The following is a 17,230-nucleotide window of genomic DNA, read 5'->3' on the forward strand; positions in this document are numbered from 1 at the left end:
AAAACTAATAATGAGATTTGATTTAATTCTAGATAATTACGATACATTAAAGTCTTACCATAATGAATGTAATGAAATTTTGGAAAGATTGTGCGATGCATCATATATCAATATTTTGATTGGTGCTAACAATAGTGGCAAAAGTAGATTTCTCAGAGAGATAATCTTAAAAAAAATTAGATATGAAAGTTTTGATGAGATTGAGAAAAAAATAAAATACATTAATTATATTATTACTAACTTAAAATTCGATGCATATTTTACAGGAACTAGAGTTTCTGTACCCGGAGTTAATGTAGATTTGATAATGGATATTACAGGTCATATTACATTCAAATTATTTGAAATTAAAAGAAGAAATGATAAGCAAGAAATTTTATCTACCGTAGCAATTAATTTGGAAGTTGTTAAATTCATAAAGTCTTATACAGAAAACTATTATAATTTAAAGTATTATATAAATGGGGCATTTGTTGAAACTAAAAAATTAGATTTATTAAGTAATCTTTTTAATTTACTTTCGAAAATGTATGATGTATATCTTAACAGAATCAATGTTAAAAATATTTTTATCCCAACACTCAGAACTGCTCATTCCATTTTTAATAAAAAAGAAAAGACATCATATTCTAAAATTTCTGAAGATATTTTTAAAAACACAATTATTAAAAGTTACGAACTTAATGACGAAGAAATAGAAATTTTTACAGGTTTGGATTTGTATTATCAAATTGTAAATATTAGAAACGATGTAAAAGACAAAAGGGAATCTTTTGAAAAATTTGAAAAATTTCTTTCAGAGAATTTTTTTCACGGTAAAAGAATTGAAATTGTTGCAAAATTTAATATTTATGATAAACATAATGGTAAGGATGAAGCGGAAATAATTAATGTTTATATAGATGGAGAAAGTAATGATTTACATCATTTAGGAGATGGAATTCAGGCATTATTTATCTTAATGTATAAAATTTACACTTGCGAAAATGAAAGCTTAATTTTTATCGATGAGCCGGAAATAAATCTTCATCCGGGAATGCAGCGACTGTTTCTGGAGCAGATTACAAAAAATAAGTTTCTAAAAGAAAAAAAGCTGACTTACTTTATTTCTACACATTCAAATCACTTTTTAGATCTTACAATTGAAAAAGATGATATCTCTATTTTTCTGTTTAATAAAATCAACAAAGATAAATTTGTAGTAAAGAATGTAAATCACGGCGATAACTCCGCACTTCAATATTTGGGTGTGACCAATTCTTCAGTCTTTCTTGCAAATTGCTCAATTTGGGTGGAGGGAATTTCAGATAGGAATTACTTAAAAGCTTTCTTAAAAGCATATTGTAAAAGTACGGAAAAACCTTATCCAAAAGAAGACATTGAATTTGCTTTCATTGAATATGCAGGAAGTAATATTGATCATTATAATTTTGATAAAGAAGAATTGCAAGAAAAGATCAATGCTTTTTCCATCAACAATAAAATATTTTTAATTTCTGATTATGATGGTGAATACAAGGATAGTAAACATAATGTTTATGAGATGATAGCAAAAAATAATCAAAACTTTGAATATCATACAACAAAAGATTACAGAGAGATTGAAAACCTTCTACCTTTTAATGTTTGGGATAAAATCTTAATTCATTACTGTAATAAAAAAAAGATAAAAACAAATGAGGATTTAAAGAGAGTTCAAAACTCAATATCAAGTTCTTTAGTAAGGAAGAAAGAAGAAACTTACAAGAATTCATATATTGGAAAACTTTTGAGAAATATCAAAGCTAATGTTCCGGAGTTAAATAAAATTTGGGATAAAACCGAAGGGACTTTAATGAATAAAGCAGAAGTAAGTTATAAAGTTTTAGATTTAGTTGAAAAAGAAGAAATAAGCTGGGACGATTTTAAAACAAACGAAAAGATTGTATCGATTATAGAAAGAATGTACGATTTTATTCAAAAATCCAATTATAAATAAATCATTTTTTAATACAGTTTAACTTCACTATATTTGCACGCTAAAAGTGAAAGGTAAAACAACCTTAAACTTCAAACCTTAAACATTGAACTTTATCATATGAAATGTGGAATCGTAGGCTTGCCAAACGTAGGTAAATCAACTCTTTTTAACTGTCTGAGCAACGCAAAAGCACAGTCAGCGAACTATCCTTTCTGTACCATCGAACCCAATTTGGGAACAGTTTCTGTACCGGATCAAAGACTATTTGAGCTTGAAAAAATCATCACTCCGGAGAAAGTAATTCCTGCTGTAGTGGAGATTGTAGATATTGCAGGTCTTGTAAAAGGAGCAAGTAAAGGTGAAGGTCTTGGAAATCAGTTTTTGGCAAACATCAGAGAATGTGAAGCGATTATTCACGTTTTGAGATGTTTCGACAACGGAAATATTGTACACGTAGAAGGTTCTGTGGATCCTTTGAGAGATAAAGAAATTATCGACATTGAGCTTCAGCTGAAAGATATGGAGACTGTAGCGAAAGCGGTTGAAAAGGCTAAAAAGTTCATCAAATCTGGAAAGAAAGAAGATATTTTGGCCTACGAAACACTTCAAAATCTTCAAAAACATCTGGAAGACGGCAAAAACGCAAGAGAGTTTGCAACGAATGATGCTACTGCTGCAATCATTAGTGAAGTACAGTTGTTGACCAATAAACCGGTTCTTTATGTTTGTAATGTTGACGAAAACTCAATCAAAAACGGAAACGACTGGATTGCAAAAATTGAAGAAATGGCTAAAAATGAAAATGCTGAAACTGTAGTTTTAGCTGCTCAGATAGAAGCCGACATCAACGAACTGGAAACTTTCGAAGAGAGAGAAATATTCTTAGACGAATTAGGTCTTACTGAGCCGGGAGTTAACCGTCTTATCAGAAAGGCTTATGATTTATTAAAACTTCAAACGTATTTCACTGCCGGTGTAAAAGAAGTAAGAGCCTGGACCATCGGACAGGGCTGGACGGCGCCTCAATCGGCAGGTGTAATTCATACAGACTTTGAGAAAGGTTTCATCCGTGCAGAAGTGATTGCCTACAATGATTTTATGACTTACGGTTCTGAAGCAAAAGTAAAAGAAGCAGGAAAAATGAGAGTGGAAGGTAAAGAATACATTGTAAAGGATGGTGATGTGATGCACTTCAGATTCAATGTTTAAGATGACCAAGTAAAAGTTAGTTATATAGAAAAACGCTTCCGGATTAATTTTTGGGAGCGTTTTTTTTTTTTTTTTTTTCAAAGATTTTTAATTGAATTTGTACAATCCGATACTTATGGGTATGTTATCACCATATCCCACCTCATACCTAAAAACAGCCATCATATCATTACTTTTCCAGATAACCTGTTTTGTGGTTAATCCGCTCGATTCTCCTTCTACAAAATTATTTGCTTTTGCCCATGATTCAAAAGCGTTGTATTCATCTTTTGTAATTCCATTAACTTCAATCCCTACAGATTTTCCTGCATCGAAGGCGATTTTAATATCCAAATCATAATCCTGATCAGTAAAGTATTCATAATTTAGTCTTCCATTTTTTTCGTCCATGTCTTGCTGATAGTAGTATTTTTTATTACTCAGAGATTTTTTCACGGATTGATTGTTGAGTCCGAATAAATCTTTCATTTTACTGTAAGTGACTGGTCTGTCGCTTTTTGAAGGGATTGTTTCGTAATATTCCTGCGTCAGCAGCATGATTGAACTATCTTCTTTACCCGGATACACACGGTACCAATTTTTATAACCTTCTTTTTTATATTCGTCATCAGAATCATCAACCTTTTGAAAACGGTTTTCTTTTAGTTCAGATTGGGCTCCCGAGATGCTGCTTTCTGTTTGGAATGTGATTCCGTATGGCTTACTTTTGTTGATATATGCCAACGTAATACTCTGTTTGTTTGATGAGTTGGCAAACTGATACATAGATGATCCGTTCACTTCCGCTGATTCTTTTAAGCTGTATCCCTTTTCTTTCAGGACGCCTTTGATATCATTTTTAGAAACGGCTGATAATTCATCTAAAAGTTTCAGCTTTTCATCTTTAAAATTCAATTGTGCAAATGTAGAAATCCAGCCTGCAGATAATGCGACAATAAATAGGCCTTTGGTAAAAGTTTTCATAGTTATTAATTTTTGACTGTATAAAATTAGACTAAAACAAATGATTTGAAAATCACTCAAAAGGGGCATTTTTGATTGAATAAAGCAATTTTTAGAGCAAGTTTTATTCAATGAAATAAGTAATTTAAATAATCAAGGAATTTTTTACATGACAAAATAAAATTGACTAACTCATATCATCATTCTCAGAATAAAGGATTTATAATGTATTTTGATAATTAATTATGCTTATATTATCAAAATCTTTATATTTGATTTTTACAAATCCACATCATGGAAAAATCCGCACACACTTCTTACGCTTCCCTTGAAGATTTTTACAGAGAAATTGCCATAAAAATGGGAAAAGATGTAGAAACTCTTCTTCCAAAAGGTCTGCATAAAGAGATTGGTCATTTTAATGTTTTTGATATTGATAAAACATTAGAAAGTGTAAAGAAAACCTCTGAAATGCCATATAACAGGAGAAAATATTATAAGATAAGTTTAATAAGAGGTAAAAACAGAGCAGAATATGCGGACAAAATAATTTCTATCAAAAAGAATGCGCTACTTTTTGCAACGCCCAAAGTTCCTTATCATTATGTTCCGGAAGATGAAAATCAGGCGGGAACTTTTTGTGTTTTTACTGAGGATTTTTTTCTTCAAAACCGTACACACAGCAGTTTGCAGGATTTGCCGATTTTTCAGCCAGGAAATATTCCTGTTTTTGAGATTGATGATGTACTTGCTGATGAGATTCAGCCATTATTCAATAAAATGAAAAGTGAAATTGAATCCGATTATATATTTAAATATGATTTAATTCGGAATTATGTCGTAGAGCTCATTCATTACGGGCAAAAACTTCAGCCAGCATCAAAGCTTTCCACTTCAAACGATTCTTCGATGAGAGTGGTTTCTTTATTTATCGAATTACTTGAAAGACAATTTCCGATTGAAACATCCGAGCAGAGACTTCAGTTAAAATCTGCAAAAGATTTCGCAGACAGATTAGCTGTTCATGTAAACTATTTAAATAAAAAATTAAAAGAAAGCACAGGAAAAACCACCACAGAAATTATAGCTGAAAGAATTATTCAGGAAGCAAAAATTCTTTTAAAACAAACACAGTGGACGGTTTCTGAAATTGCTTACGCATTAGGTTTTGAAGAAATTGCCCATTTTTCAAACTTCTTCAAGAAAAAAACATCTCTCGCTCCACTCGAATTTCGGGTATGATTTGAATTTTGCAAATTTTGGTTTGATTAGGACAAAAACTTTGGTCTGAATTTGTCTCAACTTTGTATTGTCAAAAACAAACAAAAAAAATGGAAACAAGAACAAAAATTGCTTTGGTGACAGGAGGAAGTCGCGGTTTAGGAAAAAATTCAGCCTTAAAAATTGCTGAGAAGGGTTTAGATGTAATTATCACTTATAATTCCAATAAAGAAGAAGCCGATAAAACGGTTGCTGAAATTCAGGCTTTGGGAAGAAAAGCAATTGCGTATCAGCTGAATACCAAAGATGTAAAATCTTTTGATGAATTTGTGAAAAAAGTTGGCGATCATCTGGAAGAAAATACAGGAAGCAGAAACATCGATTTCTTAATCAATAATGCAGGAACAGCTTTATACCAGCTGATTGCAGCAGTTACAGAAGAGCAGTTGGATGATATGGTAGATATTCACTTTAAAGGAGTTTTCTTTTTGACTCAGAAATTTTTACCATTCATAAATGATAATGGCGGAATCGTAAATCTTTCTTCAGGTCTGGCGAGATTTGCAATGCCGGGTTCTTCGGTGTATGGCTCTATGAAAGCTGCCGTTGACCAGTTGAGTAAATATATGGCGAAAGAATTGGGAGCAAGAAAAATAAAAGTCAATGCAGTTGCTCCAGGAGCTATTGAAACCGATTTTGGTGGTGGAAGAACAAGGGACGATGAGAATGTGAATGCGATGGTTTCAAACAATACTGCTTTAGGAAGAGCAGGTTTGCCAGATGATATCGGTGGAGTGGTGGCCTTTCTTTGCACAGAAGATGCAAGATGGATCACGGCTCAGAGAATTGAGGTTTCGGGAGGAATGTTCTTTTAGATCAAAGATTTAAATTTTCCCGCAGATTAAACAAATTGAGCAGATTTATATCTGTAAAATATGTTTAATCTGCGGGATTTTTATTTTAAAGTTTTCGAAGATTCTCCAAAGCCTTTTCCAAAGTCTCATCTTTTTTGGCAAAACAAAGTCTGATTACATTTTCATTCAATTTATCTTTATAAAATGATGAAAAAGGAACTGTGGCAACTTTATGATTGATGGTTAATTCATGTGCAAAATCCAGATCTTTTTTGTCGGAAATTTTATCGTACTTCACAGCCTGAAAATACGTTCCTTCACAATCAAGAAGTTCAAACGAAGTTCCTGAAAGTCCGTTTCTGATCAAATCTCTTTTTTGCTGGAAAAACTGGTTTATATTTAAGTAATTCTCTTCATTTTTCATATAATCAGCAAAGGCTAACTGAATTGGTGTGTTGACAGAAAAAACATTGAACTGATGTACTTTTCTAAATTCATCAGTCAAATTTTTCGGAGCCGCACAATATCCTATTTTCCAGCCTGTGACGTGGAAAAGTTTTCCGAATGAAGCAACAAGAAAACTTCTTTCTTTCAATTCGGGATATTTGCAGACGCTCAAATGTTGTTTACCATCAAAAACAATGTTTTCATACACTTCATCGCTCAGAATAAAAATCGAAGTTCCTTTTACAATATTAATGAGTTCTTGAAAGTCATTCTCATTTAAAATCTTACCAGCCGGATTATTCGGATTGTTGAGAATAATCAGTTTTGTTTTCTCCGAAACTAATTTTTTCACCTCATTCCAATCGATTGAATAATCGGGAGCGTTCATTTTAAATCTCTTTACAATTCCTCCGAAAAGCTCTACAGTTGGCTCGTAACAATCGTAGGCAGGTTCAAAAATAATCACTTCGTCGCCATCTTTTACCAAAGTTGCTATAGCTGTGAAAATCGCCTGAGTTCCTCCCGCAGTAACCGTGATTTCTGTGTCGGGATGATAAATTGCCTGATGGGATTTTTCAATTTTTTTCGCAATTTCTTCTTTTAATGGTAACATTCCGCCCATCGGTGCATACTGATTAAATCCTTTTTTGAGGTAGTGATCTACAAGATTCAGTAATTCGGGATCTGCAGGAAAATCTGGGAAACCCTGAGAAAGATTGATGGCTTCATTTTCATTGGCAAGTTGTGTCATCTGGCTGAAAATGGTGGTTCCCACATTAGAAAGTTTAGATAAAGGAAGTTGTATCATCGGGCAATTTTTAATTTGAATATCTAAAATTAGGGCATTTTTAAAGAAAAGACAGAAAAATTTAACTAAATAAAAATAAATTAAACATGAATAACCACGAAATTGACTACAGGATTCACGGCGAAGAAATGCAGTGTGTGGAAATTGAGCTTGATCCTCAGGAAAGCGTCATTGCGGAACCGGGAAGTTTTATGATGATGACCGAAGGTGTAAAGATGGAAACACTTTTTGGCGATGGAAACGAAAAAGGTTTAATGGGAAAACTTTTTTCTGCCGGAAAAAGAATGCTGACAGGCGAAAATCTTTTTATGACGGTCTTTACCAATATTGATAAAACGAAAAAACAAGTCACATTTGCGGCGCCATATTCCGGAAAAATTATTCCGTTGGATTTGAAAGCGCTTGGTGGAAAAGTGATTTGTCAGAAAGATGCCTTTCTTTGTGCTGCAAAAGGAGTTGCGGTAGGAATTGAGTTTCAGAAAAAACTGGGTACAGGACTTTTTGGAGGCGAAGGCTTCATTATGCAGAAACTGGAAGGTGACGGGATGACTTTCGTACACAGCGGCGGGCACGTAATGGAAAAGGAACTTCAGCCCGGGGAAATTTTGAAGATTGATACCGGCTGTATCGTAGCTTTTACTAAGAATGTGGATTACGATATTCAGTTTGTGGGTGGCGTGAAAAATACTTTATTCGGAGGTGAAGGGTTGTTTTTTGCACAGTTGAAAGGGCCGGGAAAAGTCTGGATTCAAACCTTACCCATTTCACGTCTTGCTGGTAAAATTTTGCAGTTCGGAAGCGGAGGTCGTAAAGAAGAGGGTGGTATTTTAGGTGGTTTAGGAAGTATTTTGGATTAAAATTTTAATGAAAAAATATCGAAGGCGTAACAGATTTTGTTGCGTCTTTTTCTTACAGGTTCAATGGATTTTGTTTAATGTAATTTTCAATATTCAATTAAATTCCGGCTAAAAATCTGGGTGGCTTTTTAAAATTAAATCAAACATCCCACTTTTTGGTTATTTTTAATAAATCATAGAAAAATAAGTAGGAAAAATTCGTATTTTTTTTGTCAATTTCGTATTTTTGTATGTTTACTGATTTTATATATGTCACAAGATTTACAGTCGAATTATAACGAAGGAAATATAAGAACTCTCGAGCCCCGGGAGCACGTACGCCTCAGACCTGGAATGTACATCGGAAAGCTGGGAGATGGCTCGTCTGTGGATGACGGAATCTATATTTTGCTGAAAGAAGTTCTCGATAATTCCATCGACGAATTCAGAATGAAGGCAGGAAAAAGAATTGATGTGAAAATCAAGGATGGTACTGTGATTATACGTGATTATGGCCGTGGGATTCCCTTGGGTAAAATCGTAGACGTGGTTTCCATCATGAATACGGGAGGGAAATATGATGACGGTGCTTTCAAAAAATCTATCGGATTAAATGGTGTCGGGACAAAAGCTGTCAACTTCCTATCGACTTATTTCAAAGTAAAATCAGTGCGTGAAGGCAAAATGAGAATTGCCGAATTCCGTGAGGGAAGATTGGATATTCTTCATGACGAAACTGAAACTTCCGAGAGAAATGGTACAGAAATTACTTTTACACCTGACGAAAGCATTTTTATAAACTTCAAATTCAGAAATGAATATGTAGAGAAAATGCTCCGCAATTATACTTATCTTAATTTAGGTTTAAAAATATATTTCAACGGTGAAGTCTATGAATCACAAAACGGTCTGAAAGACTTATTGGAAGAGGAAATTGACGGCGAAATCGTTTACCCAATCATTCATATCAAAGATGAAGATATGGAATTGGCGATTACCCATTCAGACAAATCTCAGTCCGAAACTTACTTTTCTTTTGTTAACGGACAATACACTTCTCAAGGAGGAACGCATTTAAATGCTTTTAAAGAAGCGTATGTGAAAACCATTCGTGAGTTTTTCAATAAAAATTTTGAAGCTACAGATATTCGAAAAGCGATTATTGGTGCGGTTTATATTAACGTTGGTAATCCTGTTTTTGAATCTCAAACCAAAACTAAATTAGGTTCTGCGACGATGGGGCAGGACAGTGAAGGGAAAGAATTGGAGACGATTAAGACCTTTGTTATCAATTATTTAAAAAACAAACTCGATAATTTTCTTCATAAAAATCCTGAAATTGCGGAAGCTATTCAGCGTAAGATTTTGATTTCTGAAAGAGAAAGAAAAGAACTTTCCGGAATCCAGAAACTGGCGAGAGAAAGAGCGAAAAAAGTGTCGCTTCACAACAAAAAACTTCGTGACTGCAGACAGCATTATAACGACCAGAAAGCCGAAAGAAAGGCTGAAACTCAGATTTTCATTACCGAAGGAGATTCTGCATCAGGTTCCATCACAAAATCCAGAGATGTAGAAACTCAGGCTGTATTTTCATTAAAAGGAAAACCATTAAACTGCTACGGTTTAACTAAAAAAGTGGTGTATGAAAATGAAGAATTTAACCTTCTTCAGGCTGCTTTGAATATTGAAGAAAGTCTTGAAGATCTAAGATACAATCAGGTTATTATTTCTACTGATGCCGATGTCGACGGAATGCACATCCGCTTGCTGATGATTACATTTTTCCTTCAGTTTTTCCCTGATGTGATCAAAAACGGACATTTATATATTCTTCAGACACCTCTTTTCAGAGTAAGAAACAAGAAAGAAACAAGATACTGCTACACTGAACTGGAAAGGGTGAAAGCTTTAAATGAATTAGGCAAAAATCCTGAAATCACTAGATTTAAAGGTCTTGGAGAGATTTCTCCGGATGAATTTAAAAATTTTATCGGAAAAGATATTCGCTTAGAGCCTGTTGTTATCGGAAAAGATCAGACGATTGATCAACTTCTGGAATTTTATATGGGTAAAAATACACCCGACAGGCAAACCTTCATCCTTGAAAACCTTGTAGTGGAAGATGATTCTGAAATAGATAAAAAAGAAGTTATTTCTGAAGCGATATAAACAACCACGACTAAACTAGACAACTGATTTTAAAAAATGAGACTCAGTAACAAACGGAAAGCACCGCTGTATAACTTTATAAACACCGCATTGATCATGTTTCTGATGATTGGGATTTTGGCATTTTTTGCCGAAGAAATGCGGTTTCAATTACTTGGTTTGGAGGCATATTTGTTCATTATAGTACCCACAATATTGCTCATTATCTTTTATCTCAATGGAAAACAGATTTTTGAGTATGACAGCGATGGCGAAGCGTTACATTTCAGAAACAGAAGTATTGTACCGTTTATGAGCAAGGCGTTCAGTGATGAGTTTCCCAAATATAAATTTGTGAAATTTGAAACTTTCACTTTCCTTTTTTTTAAAAGACTGTACATCACCATCGACAGCAAAAGCGGAAATGCCATATTAAAGTATGAAATTTCTTATCTGACGGGAAAAGAATTAAATGATCTCAAATTTTCACTCAATAAAGTGATCAAAAACAATAAGGAGAAAGTAAATGATGAATGAAGAACACGCTCACGAAAGTGAAAGTCTAAAAAAAGTATCAGGACTTTACAAAGACTGGTTTCTCGACTACGCATCTTATGTAATTCTAGACAGAGCTATCCCCTCTGTCTTTGATGGTTTTAAACCCGTACAGCGAAGAATCATGCACTCGATGCGTGAGTTGGAAGATGGCAGGTACAACAAAGTAGCCAACATCGTAGGAAACACCATGAAATACCACCCTCATGGCGATGCATCTATTACTGATGCTATGGTAGGAATTGGGCAAAGAGAATTGCTGATTGATACTCAGGGAAACTGGGGGAACATTTATACAGGAGATTCTGCCGCCGCGGCGAGATATATCGAAGCACGACTTACCCCTTTTGCTCTCGAAGTTGTATTTAATCCTAAAACTACGGTTTGGTCTAAATCTTATGACGGAAGAAATAACGAACCGGTAGATTTACCCGTAAAGTTCCCATTGCTTTTGGCTCAGGGAGTCGAAGGTATTGGGGTAGGGCTTTCTACCAAAATTCTTCCGCATAATTTTAATGAGTTAATCAGTGCTTCAGTAGCTTATCTTAAAGGAAAAAAGTTTGAAATCTATCCTGATTTTCTTACGGCAGGTTATCTTGATGTTTCAGAATACAACGATGGGCACCGAGGCGGAAAAGTGAGAGCCAGAGCCAAGATTTCTCAGAGTGACAAAAATACTTTGGTTATTACCGAACTCCCTTTTTCTAAAAATACTTCAGATTTGATTGATTCTATTCTGAAAGCCAATGAAAGAGGGAAGATTAAAATCAAGAAAATTGAAGACAACACCTCAGATGCTGTAGAAATTCTCATTCATCTTCATAATGATGTTTCGCCGGATAAAATGATTGATGCGCTTTATGCATTTACCGATTGTCAGGTTACAATTTCGCCGAATGCCTGTGTGATTGTAGGAGATAAACCCATGTTTTTGAACGTTTCGGAAATTCTCAGAATGAATACCGATCATACCGTTTCTTTACTTAAAAAAGAATTGGAAATCGAGCTTCATGAATTGCAGGAAAGCTGGCATTTTTCTTCACTGGAAAGGATTTTTATTGAAAACCGGATTTACCACGATATTGAAGAAGTAGAAACCTGGGAAGATGTTCTACAAACCATTGATGATGGCTTAAAACCTCACACAGCTCACCTTTTAAGGGCGGTAACGCAGGAAGATATTTTAAGATTAACTGAAATCAGAATCAAAAGAATCTCAAGATTCGATTTAGATAAGTTTAAAGAAAATATTGCTGCATTGGAAGGGAAAATCGAGCAGGTGAGATTTAATCTTGCCAATTTGATTCAGTATGCGGTTGATTATTACTTAAACATACAGAAAAAATACGGAAAAGGAAGAGAAAGAAGAACTGAACTCAGAATTTTTGATACGATTGATGCTACAAAAGTTGCTGTGGCGAATGAGAAATTTTACGCCAATTTTGAAGAAGGTTTTATCGGAACTTCGCTTAAAAAAGATCAGTATCTGTTCGACTGCTCAGACATTGACGATATTATCACTTTCAGAAAAGACGGAAGTATGAAAGTCGTAAAAGTGGAACCAAAAACTTTCATCGGAAAAGACATTCTGCATGTTGCCATCTGGAAGAAAAACGATAAACGCACGGTCTACAACATGATTTACCGTGAGGGCAGGGAAGGTCCTTATTACATGAAACGCTTTTCTGTGACGGGCGTGACGAGAAATACAGATTATCCTTTAGCTTCAGACAAAAAGTTTTCAGAAACGCTTTATTTTTCGGCAAACCCGAACGGTGAAGCAGAAACTGTGAGTATTTTACTGAAACCAAACCCAAGAATCAGAAAAAATAAAATGGATATTGATTTCTCTGAACTCGCCATTAAAGGAAGAGATTCTAAAGGAAATTTAGTTACCAAATATTCAGTTAAAAAAGTTGATTTAAAGGAAGAAGGTGTTTCTACATTAGCTCCGAGAAAAATCTGGTACGATGACACGGTGAGAAGGCTGAATGCAGATGTGAGAGGAACTTTCTTAGGTAATTTTAAAGGTGATGATAAAATTCTGACAGTCAATACCAACGGTGAAGCGAAATTGGTTTCATTTGATCTTGGAAACCGTTTTGATGACGAATATTTAATCCTCGAAAAATGGAAACCCGAGCAACCAGTAACCTGCATCTATTTTGACGGAGAAAAGGACATTTACTTCATCAAAAGGTTTTTATTTGAAAACAACACACATATTCAAACCTTTATGCCTTCGGAACATCCAAAATCATTTATTGAAAATGTGATTGTAAGCAACGGTGCAACTGCTGAGATTATTTTTGCGAAAGACAAAGGGAAAGACAGAGATCCTGAGACCATCAATATCGACGAATTTATTACAGTAAAGGGAATTAAAGCCATCGGAAATCAGTTCACTAAATTTAAAGTGAAAACAATCAATATCACCATTCCTGAGCCTGTAGAGGAGGAGCCTGAAGTGTATGAAGAGCCTGATTTTACTCCATCTCCGGATGATGAAGGTGGAACTATCGGAGATCTTTTTCAGGAAGATGAAAATGAAAATTAGAAAAAAATAAGATGAATCCTATATTGATCGGCTTAATCGCCATAACTTGTATTATTAGCTTCTATGCGTTCAGAAATGAAGCTTTTAAACAAAAATATCTATTCAGAGTAAGCTCGATTGAGAATAGAAAAGAATACATTCGATTGCTTTCTTCCGGTTTTTTGCATGCAGATGAAATGCATTTAATTATGAATATGTTTTCTCTTTACATGTTCGCTGGAACGGCAATTAACGGAGCACTTACAGGTTTAGGATATGTGCAGGGTTTCGGAATTTCTGGCTTTTTAATTATTTATGTTGGAGCGATTTTAACAGGAAATTTATTCAGTTTATTTATCTACAGAAACCAACCTTATTATTCAGCTTTGGGTGCCAGTGGAGGAGTTTCCGGAATTATTTTTGCGGCTGTAGCTTTGGCTCCGAATGATGTTTCGATCAATTTTGTGCCGGGATATTTATTTGGTGCACTTTACTTTGGGTATTCAGTTTATATGATGTTATATCCTAAACAATGGGATAATTTGGGGCACGCTGCACACTTAGGAGGTGCGTTTTTCGGGTTGATTTATGCGGTTTTAGTGAAGCCTGATGTAGCGATGACAAATTCACTGTATCTGGGAATAATGTCATTACCTCTTTTATATCTGGCATTCGAAATATTTGTAAGAAAAAAAATCGGTTAAATAGCTGAATTTAATTTTGTTTAAATTCTTAAAAACATAAAAGCCATCTCAATTTGAGATGGCTTAGTTATTTTAGAAAAGCAGGTGTTTTACTTTTTAATTATTTTTTGGTTAAACATTCCTTCCTTCGTTTTGATCTGTAAGAAATATAAGCCATTGCTGAGATTACTCATATCAACTTTTGTGGTATTCTCAATGATTGTTCTCAAAACTTGCCCTACTGAATTAGTAATAATGATAGATTCTACAGGATTATTGTTCGGAGTAGAAACCGTAAGTATTGACGTAACAGGATTAGGGAATACTGTTAGTTTTTGCAGTTTGCTTTCCTGTGTTGCTAAAGTTCCGGTTGTATTGAACACAGTTTTGATGTAAAATAAATTGGCTACACTTCCTTTAGTAATGGTATGTGCTCCCGCAGCAACATTTGGAATATTGATGATACCTGATGAGGCAGTGTAATTTACATTGTCAAATTTTACAGTTCCTGTAAATGTAGGATCAAGAACTAAAGTAAGGGTCGAACTTTGAGTTGTATTATACGCTATCGAAGTAGCTGATTCTAATTTTAGACGTTTTGTTAATGTCAGTCCGTCGTAACTTGCAGATCCGTCTGTGGAATTCATATTCGCTGACGTAAATGTGTAGAAAGTACTTCCGGTTCCTGATGTCGTAAAATTATGAATTTCATTTCCCTGTGGAGTTCCGGCAGGAACTACGCTGATGCTGCCCGTTCCCGAAACCGATGTCCCGGATGCGCCAACGGTATTCACTGTAAAGCTGACGTCATCTGTTGGATTTCCGGAAACAGTAATGGTTTGATTAGCTGTATTTTTCACAAAACTGATGCCCGAAGCAGGCAATCCCGTTACTGTAGCATCCGTTGCAGTTCCTCCCCAGGTGAATATCATCGGTGCTATTGCAGTTGATGTGGTTACTGTTTGATCGTTGTTTGCCGGTATTGTCAATGTTTGAGAACTCGCTACCGGAGCGGCAATTCCCTGTACAGAAACCAACTGCGATGTATAGTTCTGTAATACTGCCATCAATCCTGTATTTACAGAAGAGTTTGTATCGTCTACCGAATTGTTGAATGTCCAGCTGATGTCCCCACCAGAAACTCTGCCTGAGTATTGCATGGTTTTATCTCTACCAACAACAGGAGTATCAATTACAAGAGAATTGATGTATAATGCCGTGTTTGTGTCAAAATTATTATAAACAGCGCTTCCCTGAAATGCGGTAATGCTGCTTGGTACAACGTCACTTCTGTTGGTTGTCACATAAGCATCAAATTGGGTTAATGCTGATGAGCTGTAAGGTACAAAAGCAGTTTGACCTGTCATAAAATTATTGTGAGCTTTTATCATTCCTCCGTTTTCGTTAGAAAAAGTTCCTGGTGCACCGCCGGCAATATCTGTCCCCTGTTTAGAAATCAACATAGGATATTTACAGTTTCTGAAGTAATTTCCTTCAACGAAGAGAGAAGAACCTAAAGTTGATCCCGCACCGTATTTGGAATTTCCATCATAATAATTGTTGTAAATATGTGCCGAAAAATAGCGTACACGTGGATGTCTGGAGTCAGAATGATCAAACCAGTTGTGATGATAAGTAATGTAAAGATCTGTTGTTGTGCCTTCACTCAAACCTAACAGACAGCTTTTCCCATTGTCCCAGAAGTGATTGTAAGAAAATGTTACATAAGATGATTTCTTAGAATCAAGAGCACCGTCACCTTTTGCCTGATCAGCATCAGATCCCGGAGCGCCGTAAAATAAGTCATTGTTGTGAGCCCAAATGTAAGTATTGTCTTGCTGAAGACTCAAATTATCACCTTCAGAAGCATCCGTCAGCATAAAACCTAAGTTACGAACCTCAATGTTGGTCGCAGATTTTATTCTGATTCCCCAACCGTTGACCAAAGCGTCAGACCCTACACCTTCGAATGTGATCGAACTGGCTGCTATTTTTTTGTTTTCAATCACAGCATCCCCGTTAAGCAGGTAATTTGGGTCAGTAACATTTCCAATAAGTCTGATGGCAAGTGGACGTGTGTCCAAACCTTTTTTAAAACCATCCAAAATCGTCTGTAAACCAACACATGGATTTGCGTTTGCTCCTGTTACGTTTAATGAAATTGTGTTTTTTGTATCCTGGGTTACATATAAAACCACGGCATTGGCTTTCAGTGTTCCGTCAAGATTATAGGCTCCGGGAACTCTTCCGTTGCTGTGCGCAAAACCTGATCTGTCATGAGCGGTAACCGTAATCGGGCCTGAAACTGTTGCTGGGCCATCCACATTTCCTGTAACCGGTACAACTTTGAGCGTGTAAACACCAGGACTCAATCCCAATGCATCGGCTCTGTAATATGTTCCATAATTACGAATCAGTTGCGTGTCAATGATTTTGTCTGTAAAATTTCCGCCTGTGTAGTAAACCTTGTAGCTGTCAGCTCCGCTAACTGGTGTCCATTTGATGTACGCTGTTTCCATCCAGCCGGTTTCCTGTGTAATCGTGACGTTTTGTGCACTGATGTTTACAAAACCGAGAAATAATAATAAATAAAGTAGCTGTTTATTCATGATTAGTAAGTTTTAATTTGTTTAACATTAATTTTTATTTGCTGTATTGTAATCGATTGCACTAAATATATATATTAAAATAATATGAAATTAATTTCTTGTTAAAATTTAATGAAATGAATTTTCTGCTGTCGATTTTGTAATGTATGATGGTCCTCGATGTAAAAAATATATCGAGACTAGAGTGCTTTAGAGTTACTTTTACGATAATCTTTATAGAAAAATTTAAGTAGATTTAATTTAATTATTCATAATTATAATTGACTTTTAGTGATGATAATTTCGCAAGTCAATTAATGAATGTTAACTAAATATTACGCAAAATGTTAAGGAATTTATCAATTTTGAATGATTTAAAAATTTTATGATAAATATCATGGATTATTTCGAGTTGAGATGTTTATAGCTTCTTTTTAAGCAAT

The 17,230-nt window shown here is 34.9% G+C and carries 12 protein-coding genes; 9 read left to right on the forward strand and 3 right to left on the reverse strand.

The genetic code is table 11. From position 1 onward, the window contains the following. Positions 1–10 precede the first annotated feature (10 nt). Together AC2A1G_RS14390 and ychF are read left to right on the forward strand one after the other, a co-directional pair. Positions 11–1,978 carry an AAA family ATPase gene (locus AC2A1G_RS14390; RefSeq protein ID WP_484047610.1) on the forward strand — a complete coding sequence of 656 codons (1,968 nt, stop codon included), beginning with the start codon at positions 11–13 and terminating at the stop codon, positions 1,976–1,978. A 99-nt stretch (positions 1,979–2,077) separates the two neighbouring features. After that, the gene (ychF, locus tag AC2A1G_RS14395) at positions 2,078–3,169 is read left to right on the forward strand and encodes a redox-regulated ATPase YchF (RefSeq protein WP_484047611.1); all 1,092 of its coding nucleotides are present in this window, start codon (positions 2,078–2,080) and stop codon (positions 3,167–3,169) included. An 87-nt stretch (positions 3,170–3,256) separates the two neighbouring features. Here the strand turns inward: ychF and AC2A1G_RS14400 are convergent, their stop codons facing one another. Then, positions 3,257–4,132: a hypothetical protein gene (locus AC2A1G_RS14400; protein ID WP_484047612.1), complete on the reverse strand. Its 876-nt coding sequence runs from the start codon at positions 4,130–4,132 to the stop codon at positions 3,257–3,259. A gap of 273 nt (positions 4,133–4,405) precedes the next feature. Here AC2A1G_RS14400 and AC2A1G_RS14405 point away from each other — a divergent pair, with 273 nt between their 5' ends. Together AC2A1G_RS14405 and AC2A1G_RS14410 are read left to right on the forward strand one after the other, a co-directional pair. Beyond that, entirely contained in the window at positions 4,406–5,353 is a 948-nt protein-coding gene (locus AC2A1G_RS14405; RefSeq protein ID WP_484047613.1) for a helix-turn-helix domain-containing protein, read from the forward strand. 89 nt (positions 5,354–5,442) lie between these two features. Then, positions 5,443–6,207 carry an SDR family NAD(P)-dependent oxidoreductase gene (locus AC2A1G_RS14410; protein WP_484047614.1) on the forward strand — a complete coding sequence of 255 codons (765 nt, stop codon included), beginning with the start codon at positions 5,443–5,445 and terminating at the stop codon, positions 6,205–6,207. A gap of 85 nt (positions 6,208–6,292) precedes the next feature. Here the strand turns inward: AC2A1G_RS14410 and AC2A1G_RS14415 are convergent, their stop codons facing one another. Continuing rightward, positions 6,293–7,441, reverse strand: a complete 1,149-nt coding sequence (locus tag AC2A1G_RS14415) for a methionine aminotransferase (protein WP_484047615.1) — start codon at positions 7,439–7,441, stop codon at positions 6,293–6,295. Positions 7,442–7,527: 86 nt separating this feature from the next. Between AC2A1G_RS14415 and AC2A1G_RS14420 the strand changes: the two genes are divergently transcribed. From AC2A1G_RS14420 to AC2A1G_RS14440, 5 genes are all read left to right on the forward strand, one after another. Next, positions 7,528–8,298 (forward strand): TIGR00266 family protein, encoded by a 771-nt coding sequence (locus AC2A1G_RS14420; protein ID WP_484047616.1) that lies wholly within the window; start codon positions 7,528–7,530, stop codon positions 8,296–8,298. A 249-nt stretch (positions 8,299–8,547) separates the two neighbouring features. After that, the gene (locus AC2A1G_RS14425; protein ID WP_484047617.1) at positions 8,548–10,446 is read left to right on the forward strand and encodes a DNA topoisomerase IV subunit B; all 1,899 of its coding nucleotides are present in this window, start codon (positions 8,548–8,550) and stop codon (positions 10,444–10,446) included. Positions 10,447–10,482: 36 nt separating this feature from the next. Then, entirely contained in the window at positions 10,483–10,962 is a 480-nt protein-coding gene (locus AC2A1G_RS14430; RefSeq protein ID WP_484047618.1) for a hypothetical protein, read from the forward strand. Continuing rightward, on the forward strand, positions 10,952–13,537 hold the full coding sequence (locus AC2A1G_RS14435; RefSeq protein ID WP_484047619.1) for a DNA gyrase/topoisomerase IV subunit A: 2,586 nt from the start codon (positions 10,952–10,954) through the stop codon (positions 13,535–13,537). The genes AC2A1G_RS14430 and AC2A1G_RS14435 overlap by 11 nt, the downstream gene beginning before the upstream one ends. 11 nt (positions 13,538–13,548) lie before the next feature. Beyond that, positions 13,549–14,220, forward strand: a complete 672-nt coding sequence (locus AC2A1G_RS14440; protein ID WP_484047620.1) for a rhomboid family intramembrane serine protease — start codon at positions 13,549–13,551, stop codon at positions 14,218–14,220. An 89-nt stretch (positions 14,221–14,309) separates the two neighbouring features. Here the strand turns inward: AC2A1G_RS14440 and AC2A1G_RS14445 are convergent, their stop codons facing one another. Continuing rightward, positions 14,310–16,808 (reverse strand): pectate lyase family protein, encoded by a 2,499-nt coding sequence (locus AC2A1G_RS14445; protein WP_484047621.1) that lies wholly within the window; start codon positions 16,806–16,808, stop codon positions 14,310–14,312. Between the last annotated feature and the right edge of the window lie 422 nt (positions 16,809–17,230).

This window comes from Chryseobacterium sp. HNCC26DJ240 (assembly GCF_057180485.1).